We start from the raw sequence: 17,823 nt of genomic DNA, 5'->3' as shown, positions 1-17,823 counted from the left end.
GCCGATTGGCCTGGCGCTGGCAAGACCAATGTTGTGGCCGCCTCAGCCAGCCGCGCCGGAATCCAGCAGGCTGCGGATCAGCTCGACACTGTTTCGGACCTGCATCTTGCGGATCATGCTGGCGCGATGCACCTCGACCGTGCGGGGCGAGCATTCCAGCACCCGCGCAATCTCTTTTGAGGTCATGCCCCCCACAAGATACCGCGCCACCCGCATCTCGGCGGGCGTCAGCAGGCCGGGCACGCGGGCGTCCGGCTCGATCGGGCGATAGGTCCAGATCGCCAGGCGGTGCGGGGCCTCGGGCGTCAGGGTGACGCCCTGCCCTTCCATCCAGACGATCTGCCCGTCCTGGCGACGCATGAACCGCGCATCCCGCACCATGGGCGCGCGGCGCATCGCGTCCAGCGCCCGCTCTCCCAGCCGTTCGAAATCGGTCTCTCCGGGGTAAAGGACGCGCATCGAGCGCCCTTCCAGCGCCGCAGGCTCCCAGCCGAAGACCGCCCTGACCGCCAGATTGGCGCGGCGGATCACCCGGTTTTCCAGCACCAAAGTCGCCTCTGGCGCATGCTGGAAGGCAAGGGCTGCAAGATCCTGGGGCTTTGGCATCGGGTCCGGTGGCTGGGGCTGAAATACCTGGTCGCCTAAGTATTCTTACGGATTCCGGCGCGGCCCGCAATGGATCAGCATCGCCATATATCCGGGCCCGCACCGCCATGTGACGGGCCTGACAGGAGGGGTTATGGGAAACAAGATCTACAAGACCGCAGCCGAGGCGCTGGAAGGTCATCTGCAGGACGGCATGCTGATTGCGGCGGGCGGTTTTGGCCTTTGCGGCATCCCCGAACTGCTGATCGCCGCGATCCGCGATGCGGGCACCAAAGAGCTGACGGTTGCCTCGAACAATGCGGGGGTTGACGGCTTCGGTCTGGGCGTGCTGCTGGAAACGCGGCAGGTGAAGAAGATGATCTCGTCTTACGTGGGCGAGAATGCCGAATTCATGCGCCAGTATCTTTCCGGCGAGCTGGAGCTGGAGTTCAACCCCCAGGGCACGCTGGCGGAACGGATGCGCGCAGGCGGCGCCGGGATCCCGGGGTTTTACACCAAAACCGGCGTCGGCACCGTGATTGCCGAAGGAAAAGAGCACCACGATTTCGACGGCCAGACCTATATCCTTGAACGTGGCATCGTCGCCGATCTGGCGATTGTGAAGGCCTGGAAGGCCGATCCCTCAGGCAACCTCGTGTTCCGCAAGACGGCGCGGAATTTCAACGTGCCCGCCGCGACCTGCGGGCGCGTCTGCATCGCCGAAGTCGAGGAAATCGTGCCGCTTGGCGCATTGGACCCGGATGCGATCCACCTGCCCGGCATCTATGTGACCAAGATCGTGCAGGGCCCGCATGAGAAGCGGATCGAGCAACGCACCACCCGCAAGAAGGAGGCCGTGTGATGTCGGAACACAAAGGCTGGGACCGCAATCAGATGGCCGCCCGTGCCGCACTTGAACTGCAGGATGGCTGGTATGTGAACCTCGGGATCGGCATCCCGACCCTGGTGGCCAATTACATCCCCGAGGGGATTGAGGTCACGCTGCAATCGGAAAACGGCATGCTGGGCATGGGCCCCTTCCCGTTTGAGGGCGAGGAAGACGCCGATCTGATCAACGCCGGCAAGCAGACCATCACCGAACTGCCGCAGACCGCGTTTTTCGACTCTGCCACCTCTTTCGCGATGATCCGCGGCGGCAAGATCGCCATGGCGATCCTTGGCGCGATGGAGGTCGATGAGAATGGCGATCTGGCCAACTGGATGATCCCGGGCAAGCTGGTCAAGGGCATGGGCGGCGCGATGGATCTGGTCGCGGGCGTCGGCCGGGTGGTTGTCGTGATGGATCACACCAATAAGGCGGGTGAATCCAAGGTGCTGAAAGCCTGCACCCTGCCGCTGACCGGCAAGGCGGTGGTGGACCGGATCATCTCAAACCTCGGCGTGCTGGATGTGGTGCCGGGCGGGCTGAAGATCGTCGAGACCGCACCGGGCGTCACGGAGGCCGATCTGCGCGCCGCAACCGAGGCGACCATCGTCGCCTGAACCGGGCCAGACATATCAATGAGCGAAACGCCGGGGCATTTCCCCGGCGTTTTGATGTGATCCAGGGTGGACGCCCCCGTGCAGGCATAGCGTAGGCCTAAACCGGGGTATCGGCGAAAGGCTCTGCGACAACCTGATCATCATCCTCATAGAGGATATAGCCGACACGATCGGTGCGGATGATCTCTGTCTGGCAGTCATGCTCTTTCAGCAGGGCGATCAGGTCAAAGGCCCTGGTGATGACAGGCGTGGCATCCTCTTTGAACCAGCTTAGGCCTTGCGTGAATTCAGCATTGTCCCGGCCCTTTGAGCGGGAGCGGCTGAACTTTTTCGGGATCGTCAGATTGGTGCTAAACCACGAAAGCGCCTCATCAAGGCGCTCTGAGGTGACGTCATCGAGAAAGCGATTTCGGCGCAATTCATAGGCGGAACAGAAGAAGCCCTCTCTCGCAGAGGTGCCCGCCAGACGCCTCGGGCGCACGAAACGGATGAACATACTGAACCAATCCTGAAAACTGCGACACCTCTGCCGCAATCTTTTCGAACCGATTCCGGCAATTTTATGGACAAATTCTCTGGCATGCATTCCGCCCGCCCCCCGGCGCGGCCCGTGGCACCCGACACCAGGCGACAGCGCAGAGGTGTTGGCGCTGCAATGCCGCTGCCGCAAAATCACACTGGTCGGCACTCTTCAGCCGCGCTAACAGATGGGCAGGAACCGACCAGGAGCGATATCTGATGCCAAGCCCGGTAACATCCCATCGCAGCACCCTTTCTTACTTCACTGCGGCCTTCATCTTCACCGCAGTCGGGCTGGCGCTTGGCCTGTGGCTGGGCTTTTCCACCGAACATACCACCGCAGGGGCGCTGAAGGTCTTCTTCATCGTCTCGGTGCTGGCGGTGCTGGAAATCTCGCTTTCCTTCGACAATGCCATCGTGAATGCCAACAAGCTGAAAGACATGACGCCGGAATGGCAGCATCGCTTTCTGACCTGGGGCATCGTGATCGCCGTCTTTGGCATGCGCATCGTTTTCCCGCTGCTGATCGTGGTGATCGCTGCCAATGTCGGGCCCTGGACCGCGCTGGTCATGGCCGCCAGCCAGCCAGAACGCTATGCCGAGATCATGCATGACGCCCATCTGCCGATTGCAGCCTTTGGCGGCACCTTCCTGATGATGGTCGCGCTGTCTTTCTTCTTCGACGGCGAGAAAGAGGTCCATTGGGTGCGCTGGATTGAGGAAAAGGCCAAAGCCTATTCCTCGGTCAAGGGGATCGAGATCGCCTTCGTGCTGATCGTGATGATCATCTTCTCGAAAATCATCGAAAGCCGCCTTGGCGTCGATCAGTCGAACACCTTCTTCCACGCCGCGATCTGGGGCCTATTGGCCTTCCTGATGGTCGAGGTTCTGGGCGGCATTCTGGACCGCAGCCAGGAGATGCTGGAAGGCGCGGCCAAAGGCGGGATCGGGGCCTTCCTTTACCTTGAGGTGCTGGACGCCAGCTTCTCGTTTGACGGGGTGATCGGGGCCTTTGCGCTGTCGCAAAACCTGTTTGTGATCGCCATCGGCCTGGGGATCGGGGCGATGTATGTGCGCTCGATGACGATCATGCTGGTCGAAAAGGGCACGCTGGCGGAATACCGTTTCCTGGAACATGGGGCCTTCTGGGCGATCCTGATCCTGTCGGTGATCATGTATCTGCAGACCATCATCCATATCCCCGAGGTGATCACCGGCCTTGGCGGCGCCTGCCTGATCGGGATCGCGCTCTGGTCCTCGATCCGCTGGAACCGCCGCCACCCCGAAGGCTGAGGCGGCTCAGCCCTTCACAAGCCGCACCGCCGCCGCCGCGATCCCCGCAGCCGAGGGCATGGTGGCGGCATAGGCGGGGCCGGTTGCGATAAAGCTGTCCTCGGCGGTGATCCGGGCAAGGCGCGGGGCCGCGCCATCCGTCTGGCCGGTTGCCTCATGGAAATGCGCCATCAGCGCCTCGGCGAGGCCGCCGGAATGGCGGGTCTCATCGACGATCAGGATATTGCGGCAGCCGCTGACCGCCGCCGTCAGCGCCTCTTTCGGCAAGGGTGACAGCCAGCGCAGGTCGACGATCCGGCTGCGGATGCCCTCGGCCCCGATCTGCGGCTGCGCCTGATGCGAGAGGTAGACGCCATTGCCGAAGGTGACGATGGCCAGATCCGTGCCCTCGCCCGAGACCCCCACCTCACCCAGCGGGATCAGCTGGCCCGGCGCAGGATAGGTCCGCATCCATTGCCCATCCTTTTGCGCATGCAGATCGCGCATCGGGTAAAGGGCGATTGGCTCCAGGAAGACCACGATCCGTTGCTCCTCACGCGCCAGCCGTACGCATTCACGCAGCATCCGCACCGCATCCGCCCCATCAGAGGGCACCGCAAGGATCAGCCCCGGAATATCGCGCAAAACCGCAACCGAGTTGTCATTGTGGAAATGCCCGCCAAAGCCCTTCTGATAGCCAAGCCCGGCAATCCGCAGCACCATCGGATTGGTGAATTGCCCGTTGGAAAAGAACGGCAGCGTCGCCGCTTCGCCCCGGATCTGATCCTCGGCATTGTGCAGATAGGCCAGAAACTGGATCTCTGGCAGCGGCACAAAGCCGTTTTGCGCCATGCCAATCGCCAGGCCAAGGATCGACTGCTCATCCAGCAGCGTGTCGATCATCCGATCCGGCCCGAACCGCGCCTGCAGCTTTTGCGTCACCCCATAAACGCCGCCTTTCAGACCGACATCCTCGCCCATCATGACGATTTCAGGATGCTCCAGCATCAGATCGGTCAGCGCCATATTGATCAGCTTTGACATGATCTGCGGCTCGGCCATGGCGCGGATATCCGCGCCAAACGCCGCCTCGCGCGCGGCGGGATCGGGGCCATTGGTGGGCTTGCAGGCACGCGCAGGCGGCACGATGCTGGCCATCACGCCCTTTGCATCTGCAAGGCGCGGGCGGGTGACCGCCTCTGCCGCGACCTCAGCCACACGGGCCGCCATATCCTGATAGATCTGCAGCGCCTTTTCGGCAGGCAAAGCCCCCGCCGCCTGCAACAGCCGCACCGAATGCAAGAGCGGATCCTGCGCCTCTTCGGCCTCGACCTCGGCTTTGGGCAGATAGGTGGTGGGCATATCCGCACCCGCATGGCCATAAAGGCGGATGGTGCGGATATGCAGGAAGGCGGGCTTGCGACGGCTGCGCACATAATCGGCGGCGGCCAGGGCGGTGGCATAGGTCTGGTAGATATCCAGCCCGTCACAGGCGAAATACTTCAGCCCCGGGCGGGCCGAAAATGTCGCCGCGATCCAGCCCTTTGGCGTTCGGGTCGAGATGCCTATGCCATTGTCTTCACAGCAAAACAGCAAGGGCAGCGGCACCGACTGATAGGCCGTCCATTGCGCGGCATTGAACGCGCCCTGCGCGGTCGAGTGGTTGGCCGAGGCATCGCCAAAGCTGCAAAATGCAATCGCATCCTCGGGCAGGATCGCATGTTCCGGCCGCTGTCTGCGGGCCGCGCCAATCGAATAGGCCGCGCCCACCGCCTTTGGCAGATGGCTTGCAATGGTCGAGGTCTGGGGCGGGATGAACAGTGGCCGTGATCCCAGCACCTTGTGACGCCCGCCCGAGATCGGATCCTCAGAGGATGAGGCAAAGGACAAAAGCATATCGCGCAGCATCGTCTCGCCGGGATAGGCACCGGGCATCTGCGCAGCCCGCTGGATCTGGAAGGCCGCGTCGCGGTAATGCAGGAATGCGATATCGCTGGGCCGCAGCGCGGCGGCCACCGCCGCCATCCCCTCATGCCCCGAGGATCCAATGGTATAGAACCCCGTCCCTGCCACCTGCATCGCCCGGCTGGTGCGATCGAGATGGCGCGACATGCACCCCGAGCGGTAAAGCGAGACCGCAAGCGCAGTATCCAGCGGCCCCGAGGGTGCCGCGCCCTGCGGCAGATCACCCGCCGCAGCCCTGCGCAGAAAGTTTTCATGAACGATGACAGAGCGGCCCATAGCGATCTTTCCCGGCAGATAATTCAGTCAGAGAGTGCACCGTCAGAAACGGGCCTTAAAAACGGGCCTCAGCCAGATGCACCAGCTGCGCCCCCGCCTCATAAAAGCACGAACGCAAGCCCCGCAGCGCGACCGGGTCCGGCTGGCTCAGCGGCAGGGCCAGGGCGTCTGCGCGGATGTCACCGGCCAGAAACCCGGCCATCTCGCGGCCAAAGACCGTGCCCGGCGCGATGCCGCGCCCGTTATAGCCGCAAAAGGCATAGATCCCCCCGGCCAGCTGGTGAAAGCGCGGCAGATTGTCAGAGGTCATGCCGATAGAGCCGAACCATTCGCTTTCAAACCCGGACGACGCCAGGATCGGGGCCAGCTGCGGATAGATCCGGCCCAGCATCCGTTTCGCCCAGGCGCGGTGAATGGCCGATCCAGTGTTCCTCAGCGCCCCGACCGAGCCGAAAACCAGCCGGTTCTGTGCATCATAGCGGAAGGAAAGCAGCACATCTTTGGTGTCCCAGACCCCCTGGCGGCCTGGCAGGATCTGACGGCTCAGATCCTCGGGCAAAGGGGGCGTGGCCATGTTGAAATAGGGCAGCACCACCTGCTGCGCAGCGATCTGTGGCATCACATGGCGGGTATAGGCATCGGTTGCCATCACCACCCGCCCGGCCCGGATCTGCCCCTGCGGTGTGGTGATCCGCCAGCCCGCCCCATCTGGCGACAGCTGCGTGGCCGGCGTCTGACAATATATCTGCGCCCCCGCCTGCAGCACCGCCCGCGCCAGGCCCCGCGCATAGGCCAGCGGCTGAATGGTGCCCGCGCGGCGGTCCAGCAACGCGCCTGCGTAAAAATCGCAGCCCAGCATCCGGCCCGCATCTTCCTTGTCCAAAAGTGTCACCGGGGCGCCGCGTGCCTGCCATTGCCGCGCCCGCTCGGTCAGTTCGGAAAGACCCTTCGCGCCAACGCCCGCATGCAGGGTGCCGACCGGATTGGCCTCACAATCGATGGCGTGGCGGCGCACCATCTCCCAGACATAGGCCGGGCCCTCGCCCAGAAGATCCAGCAGGCGGTTGCCATAGACGGGGCCAAGGCTCTGGATCAGATCCTCGGGCATCACCCACATCCCGGCATTGACCAGCCCGACATTGCGCCCCGCGCCGCCAAAGCCGATCTCTGCCGCCTCGATCACCACCGCATGAATGCCGCGCCCGGCCAGATGCAGCGCGGTCGAAAGGCCGGTATAGCCCGCGCCGATCACGGCCACATCGCAGACCACCTCAGCCCTCAGCGGCGGACAGGCGGGGGCCGGGGCAGCGCTTTGCGCCCAAAGCCCATGCGAGCGCCCGTTCATATGTGGATCAGCAGACATGCATTCGGCCCCCTCAGGCAGCGAAAGACCAAAGGCCCCGCCCTCTTTTCTCAGCCAGAGAGGCCCGGTAAGATAGCAACGCTTTTTCATGAGATCATGCCGGGTTGTAATGTCGATACGAACGCCCAGACGCTTTTTGCCCTCGGTCTCGCTGCTGGCTGCATTCGAGGCAGCCGCCCGCACCGGATCTGTCACCGAGGCCGCAGCAGAGCTGTCGCTGACCCAGTCTGCGGTCTCGCGTCAGATCAAGGCGCTTGAGGATCAGCTGGGGTTCGAGCTTTTCGTGCGGGCGCGGCAGAAAATCCGGCTGACCTTTGGCGGCCAGATCTATGCCCGCGAAATCCGCGACGCCCTGGCCCGGATTTCAGGCGCATCGCTTAATCTGCTGGCCAATCCCTCGGGCGGCACGCTGACGCTGGCGGTGCCGCCGACCTTTGGCGCCCGCTGGCTGACGCCCCGGCTGCCGCGCTTTCTGGCAGCGCATCCTGATGTGATGCTGAATATCCTCAGCCGTCTGACACGCTTTGATTTCCGCGAGGATGTCATTGATGCAGCTGTCTATTTTGGCGACGATCCCTGGCCGGGCGCCGAGATGCTGCATCTGCGCGGCGAGGCGGTGGTGCCGGTCTGCGCCCCGGCACTGGCGCAGCGCCACGGCTTTGAAACCGCCGCTGACATTCGTAGCGCGCCGCTTTTGCACCTGACCACCCGCCCCGACGCATGGGAGCGCTGGCTTGCCCATCACAATGCCCCCGATACCGGGGTGCATGGGATGCTGTTTGACCAGTTCTCAACCCTTTATGAGGCGGCGGTTGCGGGTCTGGGCATCGCGCTTCTACCCGAGTTTCTTTTCGCCGATGCGCTGGAGGCGGGCTATATCCAGCGCGCCCTGCCGCTGCCGATGACCAGCCCGGGCAGCTATCACCTGTGCTGGCCACGTGAGCGGGGCGATCATCCTTTGCTGGCCATTTTCCGCGACTGGCTGGTGGCCGAAATGGCCCGGGGCGCATGACAAAGGCACGTAGTCATTCCGCCGGCGCATGAGTTCAGGCAGAATGATCGCATGGCCCGGGCCCCGCGATATGCTATCGCTCTGCCATCCCGCTGCTGCCTTTTCGCGGCGCGTTTTGCCCGATTCAAGGAAACTGTCATGTCCCAGCCCCTGAAAACCCGCACCAAAGCGCTGCTTGAAAGGCTGGGCGTTCCCGCCACAGCCGTGACCGGCGGCACGCTGAAAAGCTTCACCCCCGTCACCGGCGAGGAAATCGCGCAGCTGACCGCCGACAGCGCAGCCACAACCGCCGCCGCCATCGCCCGCGCAAAATCCGCGTTTGAGGCCTGGCGCGTCGTTCCGGCCCCGCGCCGGGGAGAACTCGTGCGTCTTCTGGGCGAGGAACTTCGCGCCGCCAAAGACGACCTTGGGGCCCTGGTCTCGATAGAGGCCGGAAAGATCCCGTCCGAGGGGCTGGGCGAGGTCCAGGAGATGATCGACATCTGCGATTTCGCGGTCGGCCTGTCGCGCCAGCTTTACGGCCTGACCATCGCGTCCGAGCGCCCCGGCCACCGCATGATGGAAACCTGGCACCCGCTGGGGGTGGTCGGCGTGATCTCGGCCTTCAACTTCCCGGTGGCGGTCTGGTCCTGGAACACGGCGCTTGCGCTGGTGGCGGGCAATGCGGTGATCTGGAAGCCCTCGGAAAAGACGCCGCTGACCGCGCTGGCAAGCCATGCAATCCTGGAGCGCGCCCTCAAACGCTTTGGCGACGCGCCAGAGGGTCTGTCGCAGGTGCTGATCGGCGGGCCTGATGTGGGCGAGGCGCTGGTTGCCAGCCCCGATGTGCCCCTGATCTCGGCCACCGGATCGACGCGGATGGGGCGCATTGTCGGGCCGAAAGTGGCGGCACGCTTTGGCCGCTCGATCCTGGAGCTGGGCGGGAACAATGCGGGCATCGTCTGCCCCTCGGCCGATCTGGATATGGCGCTGCGGGCGATTGCCTTTGGCGCGATGGGCACGGCGGGCCAGCGCTGCACCACGCTGCGCCGCCTTTTCGTGCATGAAAGCGTCTATGACGCGCTGGTGCCGCGGCTGATCCGGGCTTACGGCTCGGTTTCCGTCGGCAATCCGCTGGAGGGCCCGGCGCTGGTCGGCCCGCTGATTGACGGCGCAGCCTGGCAGGCGATGCAAACCGCGCTGACGGCGGCAAAGGCGGCGGGCGGCACCGTGCATGGTGGCGAGCGGGTTCAGACCGGCCCCGATAGCGCCTTCTACGCCCGCCCGGCGCTGGTTGAGATGCCCGCGCAAAGCGGCCCGATGACGGAAGAGACCTTCGCGCCGATCCTTTACGTGGTGAAGTACCGCGATCTGGCTGAGGCAATCGCGCTGCACAATGCGGTGGGTGCGGGGCTTTCCTCCTCAATCTTCACGCTGGATATGCGCGAGGCAGAGACCTTCCTGTCGGCCGCAGGGTCGGATTGCGGCATCGCCAATGTCAATATCGGCACCTCGGGCGCGGAAATCGGCGGCGCATTCGGCGGCGAGAAAGAAACCGGCGGCGGGCGCGAAAGTGGCTCTGACGCCTGGAAAGGCTATATGCGGCGCCAGACCAATACGGTCAATTACTCGACCCAGCTGCCGCTGGCCCAGGGCGTGGTTTTCGATATCGACTAAGCGATTGCCGGGCGGTGACCTGCCGCCCGGCATCTGCCCCGGTTACGCGCCCGCAAGAATGGCGCGGGCGGCCTTTTCGCCGATCATCTGGCTGGGCGCATTGGTATTGCCGCCGATCAGCGTCGGCATCACCGAAGCATCGGCAACCCGCAGCCCCTTTATCCCATGCACCCGCATCGAGACCGGATCGACCACCGCCATCGCATCGGTGCCCATTTTCGCCGTGCCGACCGGGTGATAGACGGTCAGCGCCTCGGCCCGCAGATAGCTGAGGATCTCATCATCGCTTTGCACCTCCGGGCCGGGCAGGATCTCACGGCCCTGCAGGCTGGCCATGGGCTGGGCGGCAAAGATGCGCCGCGACAGCTTTATCCCCTCAACCAGAACCCGGGCGTCACGCGGGTCGGAAAAGAAGCGGTGATCGATCTCATGCGTGAGGCTGTCGCCCTGACGAAGCGGGCGGATTTCCCCGACCGAGCGCGGGCGCAAAACGCAGGTATGCACCGCAAACCCGTGGCCCCATTCCACCAGCCGCCCGCGATGGCTGCGATAGCCGGGCACGAAATGGAACTGCACATCGGGCAGATCATTTTCCGCCAGCGGCGTGCGCGCAAAGCCCCCTGCCACCACGTAATTCGTTGACAGCATCCCCTTGCGGCCCAGGGCAAAGCGGAAGGGCGCGGCCAGGAGGCTGGCGGCATTGCGCAGCGAAAACCCCAGCGTCCGCGTCGAATCTGACCGAACCGTGATCATCCCGTCGACATGGTCGCGCAGGTTCTGCCCGACGCCCGGCAGGTCATGGGCGACCGCGATCCCCTGCCCCTGCAGCGCCGCCCCCGGCCCGATCCCCGAGGCCATCAGCGCCATCGGCGTGCCAATCGCCCCGGTCGAAAGGATCACCTCGCCCCGGCAGGATATGGTCTGGCTGACGCCACCGCGAACCACCTCGACCCCGGTCACCCGGCGGTCCGTCAGGATCAGCCGCTTCAGATCGGTGCCGGTCATGATCGTCAGATTGGGCCGCCCCCGCACGGGTTCAAGATAGGCGTTATAGGCCGAGAAACGGATGCCGTTTTTCTGGGTCACATCATAGACGCCCAGGCCCAGCTGGCTTTTGCCGTTGAAATCCCGGTTGCGCGGCAGGCCGATGCTTTCGCCTGCGCGGATGTAATCTTCGCAGACCGGGTTCGGGTCTTTCGGGCGCGCGACGATCAGCTCGCCTTTGGTGCCATGCAGGCCCGGATCCTGGCCGACGTCCTGGCCGATCTGGTTTTGCTCAAGGTCTTTGAACAGCGGCAGCACATCGTCCCAGCCCCAGCCCTGACAGCCAAGCGCGGCCCATTCGTCGTAATCCGCCGCCGCGCCCCGAATATAAAGCATCGAGTTCAGCGAGGACGATCCCCCCAGCATCCGTCCGCGATTGACCGGGATCCTGCGGTTGTTCAGCTCTGGCTGCGGCACGCCGACATAGCCATAGTCAAAGCGCTTGCGGCCATACATCGCCAGGATCCCGGCCGGGACTTTGACGCGGATATCACGGTCAGAGCCGCCCGCCTCGATCACCAGAACCCGGGTTTTGGGATTGGCGGAAAGCCGGTTCGCCAGCACACAACCCGCCGCACCCGCGCCGGAGATGATATAGTCAAAACTGTCCATCAGACTGTTCCATATGTGATTTTTCCACCGCAGATGGTCAGCGAGATGGCGGCGGCGCTCTCGCTGGTCGCAAGGCCTTCAAGCTGGCCGTCGATCAGCACCAGGTCGGCATCATAGCCGGGCGCGATACGCCCGGCGCGGGTCTCGGCGAAATCGGCAAAGGCGCCGCCAGTGGTATAGGCGGCAAGGCACTGATCAAGTGTGATGCGCTGGTCGGGCATATCGTCAGACCAGGGCTGCCGCGTCAGGGCACAATGGATCGCATAAAGCGGCGACAGCGGTGAGACCGGCCAGTCGGTGCCAAAGGCCAGCGGCACCTGGCGCGACAGGATCGCAGCCCAGGGGAAGGCGGTCGGCCAGCGGGCGCGGCCCATGATCGTCACCGTAGGCTCCAGCGGCAGACCCGCCGATCCGGGCGGATGCACCGGCTGCATGGATGCGGTGATGCCAAGCGGTTTCAGGCGATCAAGATCGGCAGGCGTGATCGTGTCGATATGCTCGACCCGGTGGCGGGCATCGCGCGGGCCATTTGCCAGCTGCGCTGCCTGATAACCATCGATCACCGCCCGCACCGCGCCATCCCCCACCGCATGGGTGGTGACCTGCAGGCCCCGGCGGTCGGCCTCAACACAGATCGCGTTGAAGAGATCCAGCGGGATCAGCGGCTGCGAGCGAAATCCGGGGCGGTCGGGATAATCGGTGACGGTCAGCGCCGTCCAGGTGTCAAAGACGCCGTCCATGAACAGCTTGATGCGGCCAAAAGACAGCCAGCCCGGCACTTCGGGGCCGAAATCGTCAATCAGCGCCACGCCCTCAACGCCGTCTTTGGCCTCAAGCATCAGGGGCAGGCTGACCCGGACCGGCATCTCGCCCGCCAGCGCCAGCTCGCGCATCAGCCCGGCCTGCCAGGCGTTGCCGTCCATATTCACCGCCCGGGTGATGCCGTGGCGGGCGCAATACTCTCCCGCCGCCCGGATCACGGCGCGGTCATGGCTGCGGTCGGCCTCGGTCTCGGCCCCGGTGGCGCGATAATCCATCGCATCGCGGCCGCGCAGGGCCGAGAGCATCTTCACCCGGTTCATTGCCGCAAATTCGCGCAGCTCGCCACTGGCCAGCCCGTCGGGGCCCATCACCACCTCAGAGCCCGGGCCCAGATCGGCCCCCTGTAAGATCCCCGCCAGCTCCAGCGCTTTGGTATTTGCCCAGGCGCAATGCAGGTCGGTTGCGATCAGGCAAAGCGGACGGTCTTTGATGATCCGGTCCAGGATATGGCGGTCGGGCCGCTGATCCTTGCCAAAGATCACATAGTTCACCGCATAGCCGAAAAGGATGTCTTCACCGGCCTGCGTCTTTGCGAAATCACGCAGGCCGGCCTGAACCGTGTCAAAGCCGAACAGCGCCCCCATATTCAGCATCGAAAGTGAGGCGCCGCCCATCATCAGATGCAGATGGCTTTCGATGAAACCGGGCATCAGCTCGCGCCCCATGGCGTCGATCACCCGGGTCTGCGGCCCGATATGGGCGCGGATCGTGGCGTCATCGCCAAGGGCTGCAATCTGCCCTGCCGTCACCGCAACCGCCGTGGTGCCAGGGCTGGCAAATAACGGCCGCAGCCGTGCGTTCAGGATCACCAGATCGGCGGTCATGTCTTTCTCCGGTCAGGGGCGGGGAAGGCAGAGTTTAGGAAGGCGGGGGGCAGAAAGGCGGGGGCCGGGTCTCACCCCGCGCCCCGCTGCGCAGGCTTATTGCAAAAGCTGCGTCCAGACGCGGTTCACCAGATCCTGCGCTGCGGGCGAGCAGGTGCGCGAGAATTCCACCGGAACCTCGGGATACAGCTCTGGCGCTTTTTCCCTGGTATAGACGACCTTATCGGCCACCAGCGTCATCGGCGAGGAATGGGCGTAGTAATTCATCTGCTCGGTGGCGTTTTCCGGCTCGGACATGAATTCGATGAATTTGATCGCATTCTCGTAATTCGGCGCGCCATTGGGGATGACCATGGAATCGATCCAGCCCACCAGGCCCTCTTTGGGCAGCGCATAGGCGAAGGGCGCGCCATTCACGCGGGCCTTCAGCTCTTCACCATCCCACCAGAAATGCGCCGCAACCTCGCCAGAGGCCAGACGGCTGGCGATATTGTCCGAGGAATAGGCCGCAACCGAGGGCTTTTGCGCCGCCAGCAGGTCATAGACCTTCTTCATCTCGTCAGAATCTTCCGAGCAAAACGGCACGCCCAGGTAAAGCTGAGCCGCGCCAACCACCTCATCAGGGTAGGACAGCATGGCGATCTTGCCCGCCAGCGGGGCCTCGGGCTCGAAGAAATAGCTCAGGCTGTCCAGCGGGCCGGTATATTCATTGGTATTGACCGCGAAACCGGCGGTGCCATAGGCGACCGGGATCGAATAGCTTTGCGTCTCATCCCACCACTGGTTTTTCCAGCGCGGGTCGATCAGCTCGTAGGCCTTCAGCTTGCTGGCCTCATAGTTCTGGATCAGCCCCTCATCGATCATGATGCGCAGGAAATGCTGCGAAGGGGTCGAGATGTCATAGCCCGAAGACCCCGCCTGCAGCTTGGTCAGAAGATCCTCATTCGAGGTATAGCCATCGACATTGACCTTGACGTCATGCTCTTTCGAGAATTTCTCGATCAGTTCAGGCGAAAAGCTTTCCGCCCAGACGTAAAGGTTCAGCTGCCCCTCGGCTTTGGCGGCAGTGGCGGCGCAAAGCGCCAGGACGGATGCGGTAAACAGGTTTTTCATATTTCTTCCCTTGTTGGATTGGTTTTTGTTGTTTCAGGTGTTTCTTGTGCCCCGCCCGGCGACGAGCAGCGCAATGGTGGCAAGGATCAGTGAGGCCAGGATCATCAGCGTGCCGATGGCATTCAGCTCTGGCGAGGTGCCGGAGCGGATCAGCGAGAAGATATAGACCGGCAGCGTGGTGGTGCCGCCCGAGGCCAGCATGTTCGAGGTGATGAAATCATCCATCGAGATCAGGAAGGCCAGCATCGCGCCGGAAAACACGCCGGGGAAAATCAGCGGCAGCGTCACCCGGCGGAAGGTGGTCCAGCGGCTGGCGTAAAGATCGGCGCTGGCCTCTTCGAAATCGAGGTTCATCCCCTGCAGCCGCGCCCGGATCGGCAGAAAGGCAAAAGGTGTGCAAAAGGCCGAATGCGCCAGGATCAGTTTCAGCATCCCGTTCTGAATGCCGACCAGCGAGAACAGGATCAGGCTTGCCACCGCCAGCACGATCTCTGGCAGCAGCAAAGGCAGGTTCACCACTGTCTCTGACAGGCGGCGAAAGCGGACATTGCGGCCCCGGATGATCGCCAGCGCGGCCATCAGCGCCACGCTGGTCGCCACCGCCGTCGCAATCAGCGCCACCGTGACCGAGGTTTTCAGCGCGTTCATCAAAGGCACATTCTTCAGCGCGGCCGCATACCAATCCAGCGAGAAGCCGGTCCAGACGCCTGCGATGCGGTTTGCATTGAAGGAATAGACCACCACCACCAGAAGCGGCAGGTAAAGCCAGGCGAAGAACACAATCGTCAGCCAGCCAAAGCCCGGATAGCGTTTCACATCATGCTGACGGCTCATGCGGTGGCCTCCATTCCGGCCTGGCGGCGGGCGGCACGCAGGGCCGTGAAGATCAGAAGCAGCATCACAAGCCCCATCAGCACCATGGCAATCGCCGCCCCAAAGGGCCAGTTGCGCCCGCCCCCGAATTGCAGCTGGATCAGTGAGCCCATCATCATCTGCTTGCCGCCGCCCATCAGCACAGGCTCCAGCACCGCGCCCAAAGACGGCACGAAAACCAGGATCGCGCCCGAGATGATCCCCGGCGCGGTCAGCGGCAGGATCACCCGGCGGAAGGTGGTCAGGCGGTTGCCGTGCAGATCATGCGAGGCCTCGATCAGCGTCAGATCCAGCTTTTCAATCGAGGCATAGATCGGCAGCACCATCAGCGGCATGCAGGTGTAAACCATCGCCACCAGCGTTGCCCCGTCGTTGAACATAAAGCTGGTGCCAGGCGCGAGGCCGAAGTTTTCCAGAAAGCGCGGCAGGGGGCCGTCTTTGCCCAGGATAATCATCCAGGCATAGACCCGCAGGATCATCGAAACCCAGAAGGGCAGCGTCACCAGATAGACCAGCAGCGCCCGCATTCCCGGGCTCTGGCGCGAGATATACCAGGCCACCGGCAGCGCAAACACCAGGCAGATCAGCGTGGTCAGCCCGGCCAGCAGATAGGTCCGCCCGATAATCAGCAGATATTGCGGGGTGAACTCCAGCTCGCCCGACCAGCCCTCATTGAAAAGGATCTGCGAATAGCCGGAAAGGTTGAAATCCCAGCTGAAACCACCATGCGAGCCGCGCGTCGCCAGCGAGACCGCCGCGATGATCAGGATCGGCAGGATCAGCGCGAAGCCCATCAGCAACCAGGCGGGCAGCAGCCCCCAGAAGGGCAGGTTGTGCGTCAGCCGCCTCATGATGCCAGCACCCGCGCGGATGCGGGCAAAAAGCCGATGGTGATCGCTTCCCCGCTGGGCACCAGATCCCCCTGGCGCGAGGCATTGCGCCGCGAGGCCCGCAGCGTCACGCCGCCCGCCTCAAGCGTGTAATGGGTAAAGCCGCCCATGTAATTCTGGCTGATCACTTTCGCATCCAGCGTGATCACGCCCGCCGCCTGATCGCCGAGATTGATCTTTTCGGGGCGCAGCGACAGCGTGGCCGGGCCTTTTTGCATCAGCTTTGTCGCCGGGGCCTCAAAGGTGCCAAGCGCGGAACGGATCACAGCGCGATCAGCCTGGGCCTCAAGCACCTCGACATCCAGGAAATTGGTCTCACCCACGAAATCGGCGACAAAGCGGTTCACCGGCTCTTCATAGATCTGGGTCGGCGTGCCGATCTGCTGCACCTCACCCGCGCCTAAGACCGCGATGCGGTCTGACATATCCAGCGCCTCTTCCTGGTCATGGGTGACAAAGACAAAGGTGATGCCGGTGTCGCGCTGCAGATTGCGCAGCTCATCGCGCATCGCCTGACGCAGCTTCAGATCCAGCGCCGAAAGCGGTTCATCCAGCAAAAGGATCTCTGGCTCGGGGGCCAGGGCGCGGGCCAGGGCCACCCGCTGGCGCTGCCCGCCCGAAAGCTGGGCAGGTTTGCGGCTGGCGAAGGCCGACATATGCACGCGTTCCAGCATCTCGCCGGTGCGGGCGCGGATCTTCGCGCGTTCCCAGCCCAGGTTTTCCAGCCCGTAAGCCACGTTCTGTTCCAGCGTCATATGCGGAAACAGCGCGTAGGACTGGAACACCGTATTCACCCGGCGCTTATGCGGCGGGATCGAGGTCACCTCACGGCGGTTCAGCAGAACCGCGCCGCTGTCGGGGCTTTCAAACCCTGCCAGCATCCGCAAGAGCGTGGTCTTGCCACAGCCCGACGGCCCCAGCATGGTGAAAAACTCATTCGCGCCGATGTCGAAACTGACCGATTTCAGCGCCTGATAACTGCCGAAACTCTTCGAGACACCCCGGACCTCAACAGCCTTATCCCTGTCCATAACCATCCTTTCAGAGCGGTCCCAATTCGGTGACTTCACGCCGGAACGGCAGCGCGTCGCCGATATCGGCGGTATCAAGTTCGCGGGCATAGCGGTGGCCGGCATAGGTGGCCCAGGCAATGGGCGCGGGCGCGCTTGCATCGCCGATCAGCTTCACGCTGCGGATCCCGGCATCGGCCCATTCGGCCTGACGCGCCATCAGATCGTTGAAAAGCGCATCATCCCCCTGGCGAGAGGCCACCATCACCACCGCATCGGCAGCAATCTGGCTGCGGCGGTCGGTATAGGTGCAGTTCACCTCGACCGCGCCCGCCTGCACGGCTGTCATCCCGGTATGGCTTTGTTGCGCTATTCGGCTTGGGGGCGCAGATACCCCTTTCCCGGTTATCTTCAGCGCATGCGGACGGTCTCGGGCGTTCCGAGTGATGTGAAGCGGTTCATGAGTGCGATGCGGATCTGAACC

16 protein-coding genes are annotated in these 17,823 nt (G+C 63.6%); 5 read left to right on the top strand and 11 right to left on the bottom strand.

What is annotated here, in order from left to right; translation table 11 throughout:
- Positions 1–42 precede the first annotated feature (42 nt).
- A complete protein-coding gene (locus HOY34_RS13900; RefSeq protein ID WP_172363862.1) occupies positions 43–606 on the bottom strand; it encodes a LuxR C-terminal-related transcriptional regulator in 564 nt (187 codons plus the stop codon).
- A gap of 133 nt (positions 607–739) precedes the next feature.
- Here HOY34_RS13900 and HOY34_RS13895 point away from each other — a divergent pair, with 133 nt between their 5' ends.
- Both HOY34_RS13895 and HOY34_RS13890 read left to right on the top strand, forming a co-directional pair.
- Positions 740–1,447, top strand: a complete 708-nt coding sequence (locus tag HOY34_RS13895) for a CoA transferase subunit A (RefSeq protein WP_172363860.1) — start codon at positions 740–742, stop codon at positions 1,445–1,447.
- A complete protein-coding gene (locus HOY34_RS13890) occupies positions 1,447–2,088 on the top strand; it encodes a 3-oxoacid CoA-transferase subunit B (protein ID WP_172363858.1) in 642 nt (213 codons plus the stop codon). The genes HOY34_RS13895 and HOY34_RS13890 overlap by 1 nt, the downstream gene beginning before the upstream one ends.
- Before the next feature lie 97 nt (positions 2,089–2,185).
- Here HOY34_RS13890 and HOY34_RS13885 read toward each other — a convergent pair whose 3' ends face one another.
- Complete coding sequence (locus HOY34_RS13885; protein ID WP_172363856.1) at positions 2,186–2,584, bottom strand: hypothetical protein; 399 nt, start codon at positions 2,582–2,584, stop codon at positions 2,186–2,188.
- A gap of 242 nt (positions 2,585–2,826) precedes the next feature.
- Between HOY34_RS13885 and HOY34_RS13880 the strand changes: the two genes are divergently transcribed.
- On the top strand, positions 2,827–3,900 hold the full coding sequence (locus HOY34_RS13880) for a DUF475 domain-containing protein (RefSeq protein WP_172363854.1): 1,074 nt from the start codon (positions 2,827–2,829) through the stop codon (positions 3,898–3,900).
- Positions 3,901–3,906: 6 nt separating this feature from the next.
- Here the strand turns inward: HOY34_RS13880 and HOY34_RS13875 are convergent, their stop codons facing one another.
- Together HOY34_RS13875 and HOY34_RS13870 are read right to left on the bottom strand one after the other, a co-directional pair.
- Complete coding sequence (locus tag HOY34_RS13875; protein WP_172363852.1) at positions 3,907–6,120, bottom strand: thiamine pyrophosphate-dependent enzyme; 2,214 nt, start codon at positions 6,118–6,120, stop codon at positions 3,907–3,909.
- 55 nt (positions 6,121–6,175) lie between these two features.
- On the bottom strand, positions 6,176–7,483 hold the full coding sequence (locus HOY34_RS13870; protein ID WP_253944466.1) for an NAD(P)/FAD-dependent oxidoreductase: 1,308 nt from the start codon (positions 7,481–7,483) through the stop codon (positions 6,176–6,178).
- A gap of 109 nt (positions 7,484–7,592) precedes the next feature.
- On the opposite strand from HOY34_RS13870, the gene HOY34_RS13865 reads away from it, so the two are divergent.
- Positions 7,593–8,495 (top strand): LysR substrate-binding domain-containing protein, encoded by a 903-nt coding sequence (locus tag HOY34_RS13865; protein WP_216654751.1) that lies wholly within the window; start codon positions 7,593–7,595, stop codon positions 8,493–8,495.
- 138 nt (positions 8,496–8,633) lie between these two features.
- A complete protein-coding gene (gene amaB / locus HOY34_RS13860; protein ID WP_172363850.1) occupies positions 8,634–10,151 on the top strand; it encodes an L-piperidine-6-carboxylate dehydrogenase in 1,518 nt (505 codons plus the stop codon).
- 42 nt (positions 10,152–10,193) lie between these two features.
- Here amaB and HOY34_RS13855 read toward each other — a convergent pair whose 3' ends face one another.
- The 7 genes from HOY34_RS13855 to HOY34_RS13825 form a co-directional block, all read right to left on the bottom strand.
- Positions 10,194–11,807 (bottom strand): GMC family oxidoreductase, encoded by a 1,614-nt coding sequence (locus HOY34_RS13855; protein ID WP_172363848.1) that lies wholly within the window; start codon positions 11,805–11,807, stop codon positions 10,194–10,196.
- The gene (locus tag HOY34_RS13850) at positions 11,807–13,453 is read right to left on the bottom strand and encodes an amidohydrolase (RefSeq protein WP_172363846.1); all 1,647 of its coding nucleotides are present in this window, start codon (positions 13,451–13,453) and stop codon (positions 11,807–11,809) included. The genes HOY34_RS13855 and HOY34_RS13850 overlap by 1 nt, the downstream gene beginning before the upstream one ends.
- A 96-nt stretch (positions 13,454–13,549) precedes the next feature.
- Positions 13,550–14,566 carry an extracellular solute-binding protein gene (locus HOY34_RS13845; RefSeq protein ID WP_172363845.1) on the bottom strand — a complete coding sequence of 339 codons (1,017 nt, stop codon included), beginning with the start codon at positions 14,564–14,566 and terminating at the stop codon, positions 13,550–13,552.
- A gap of 33 nt (positions 14,567–14,599) precedes the next feature.
- Positions 14,600–15,400, bottom strand: a complete 801-nt coding sequence (locus tag HOY34_RS13840; protein WP_172363843.1) for an ABC transporter permease — start codon at positions 15,398–15,400, stop codon at positions 14,600–14,602.
- Positions 15,397–16,290: an ABC transporter permease gene (locus tag HOY34_RS13835; protein WP_172363841.1), complete on the bottom strand. Its 894-nt coding sequence runs from the start codon at positions 16,288–16,290 to the stop codon at positions 15,397–15,399. Before HOY34_RS13835 ends, HOY34_RS13840 begins: the two co-directional genes overlap by 4 nt.
- Positions 16,287–17,360 carry an ABC transporter ATP-binding protein gene (locus HOY34_RS13830; RefSeq protein ID WP_172363839.1) on the bottom strand — a complete coding sequence of 358 codons (1,074 nt, stop codon included), beginning with the start codon at positions 17,358–17,360 and terminating at the stop codon, positions 16,287–16,289. The genes HOY34_RS13835 and HOY34_RS13830 overlap by 4 nt, the downstream gene beginning before the upstream one ends.
- A gap of 10 nt (positions 17,361–17,370) precedes the next feature.
- Entirely contained in the window at positions 17,371–17,688 is a 318-nt protein-coding gene (locus tag HOY34_RS13825; RefSeq protein WP_253944465.1) for a hypothetical protein, read from the bottom strand.
- Positions 17,689–17,823: the final 135 nt, after the last annotated feature.

This window comes from Pseudogemmobacter hezensis, from assembly GCF_013155295.1.
GTDB lineage: Bacteria > Pseudomonadota > Alphaproteobacteria > Rhodobacterales > Rhodobacteraceae > Pseudogemmobacter > Pseudogemmobacter hezensis.
The sequence above is the reverse complement of the archived record's forward strand: the minus strand, read 5'-3'. Positions and strand labels throughout refer to the sequence as shown.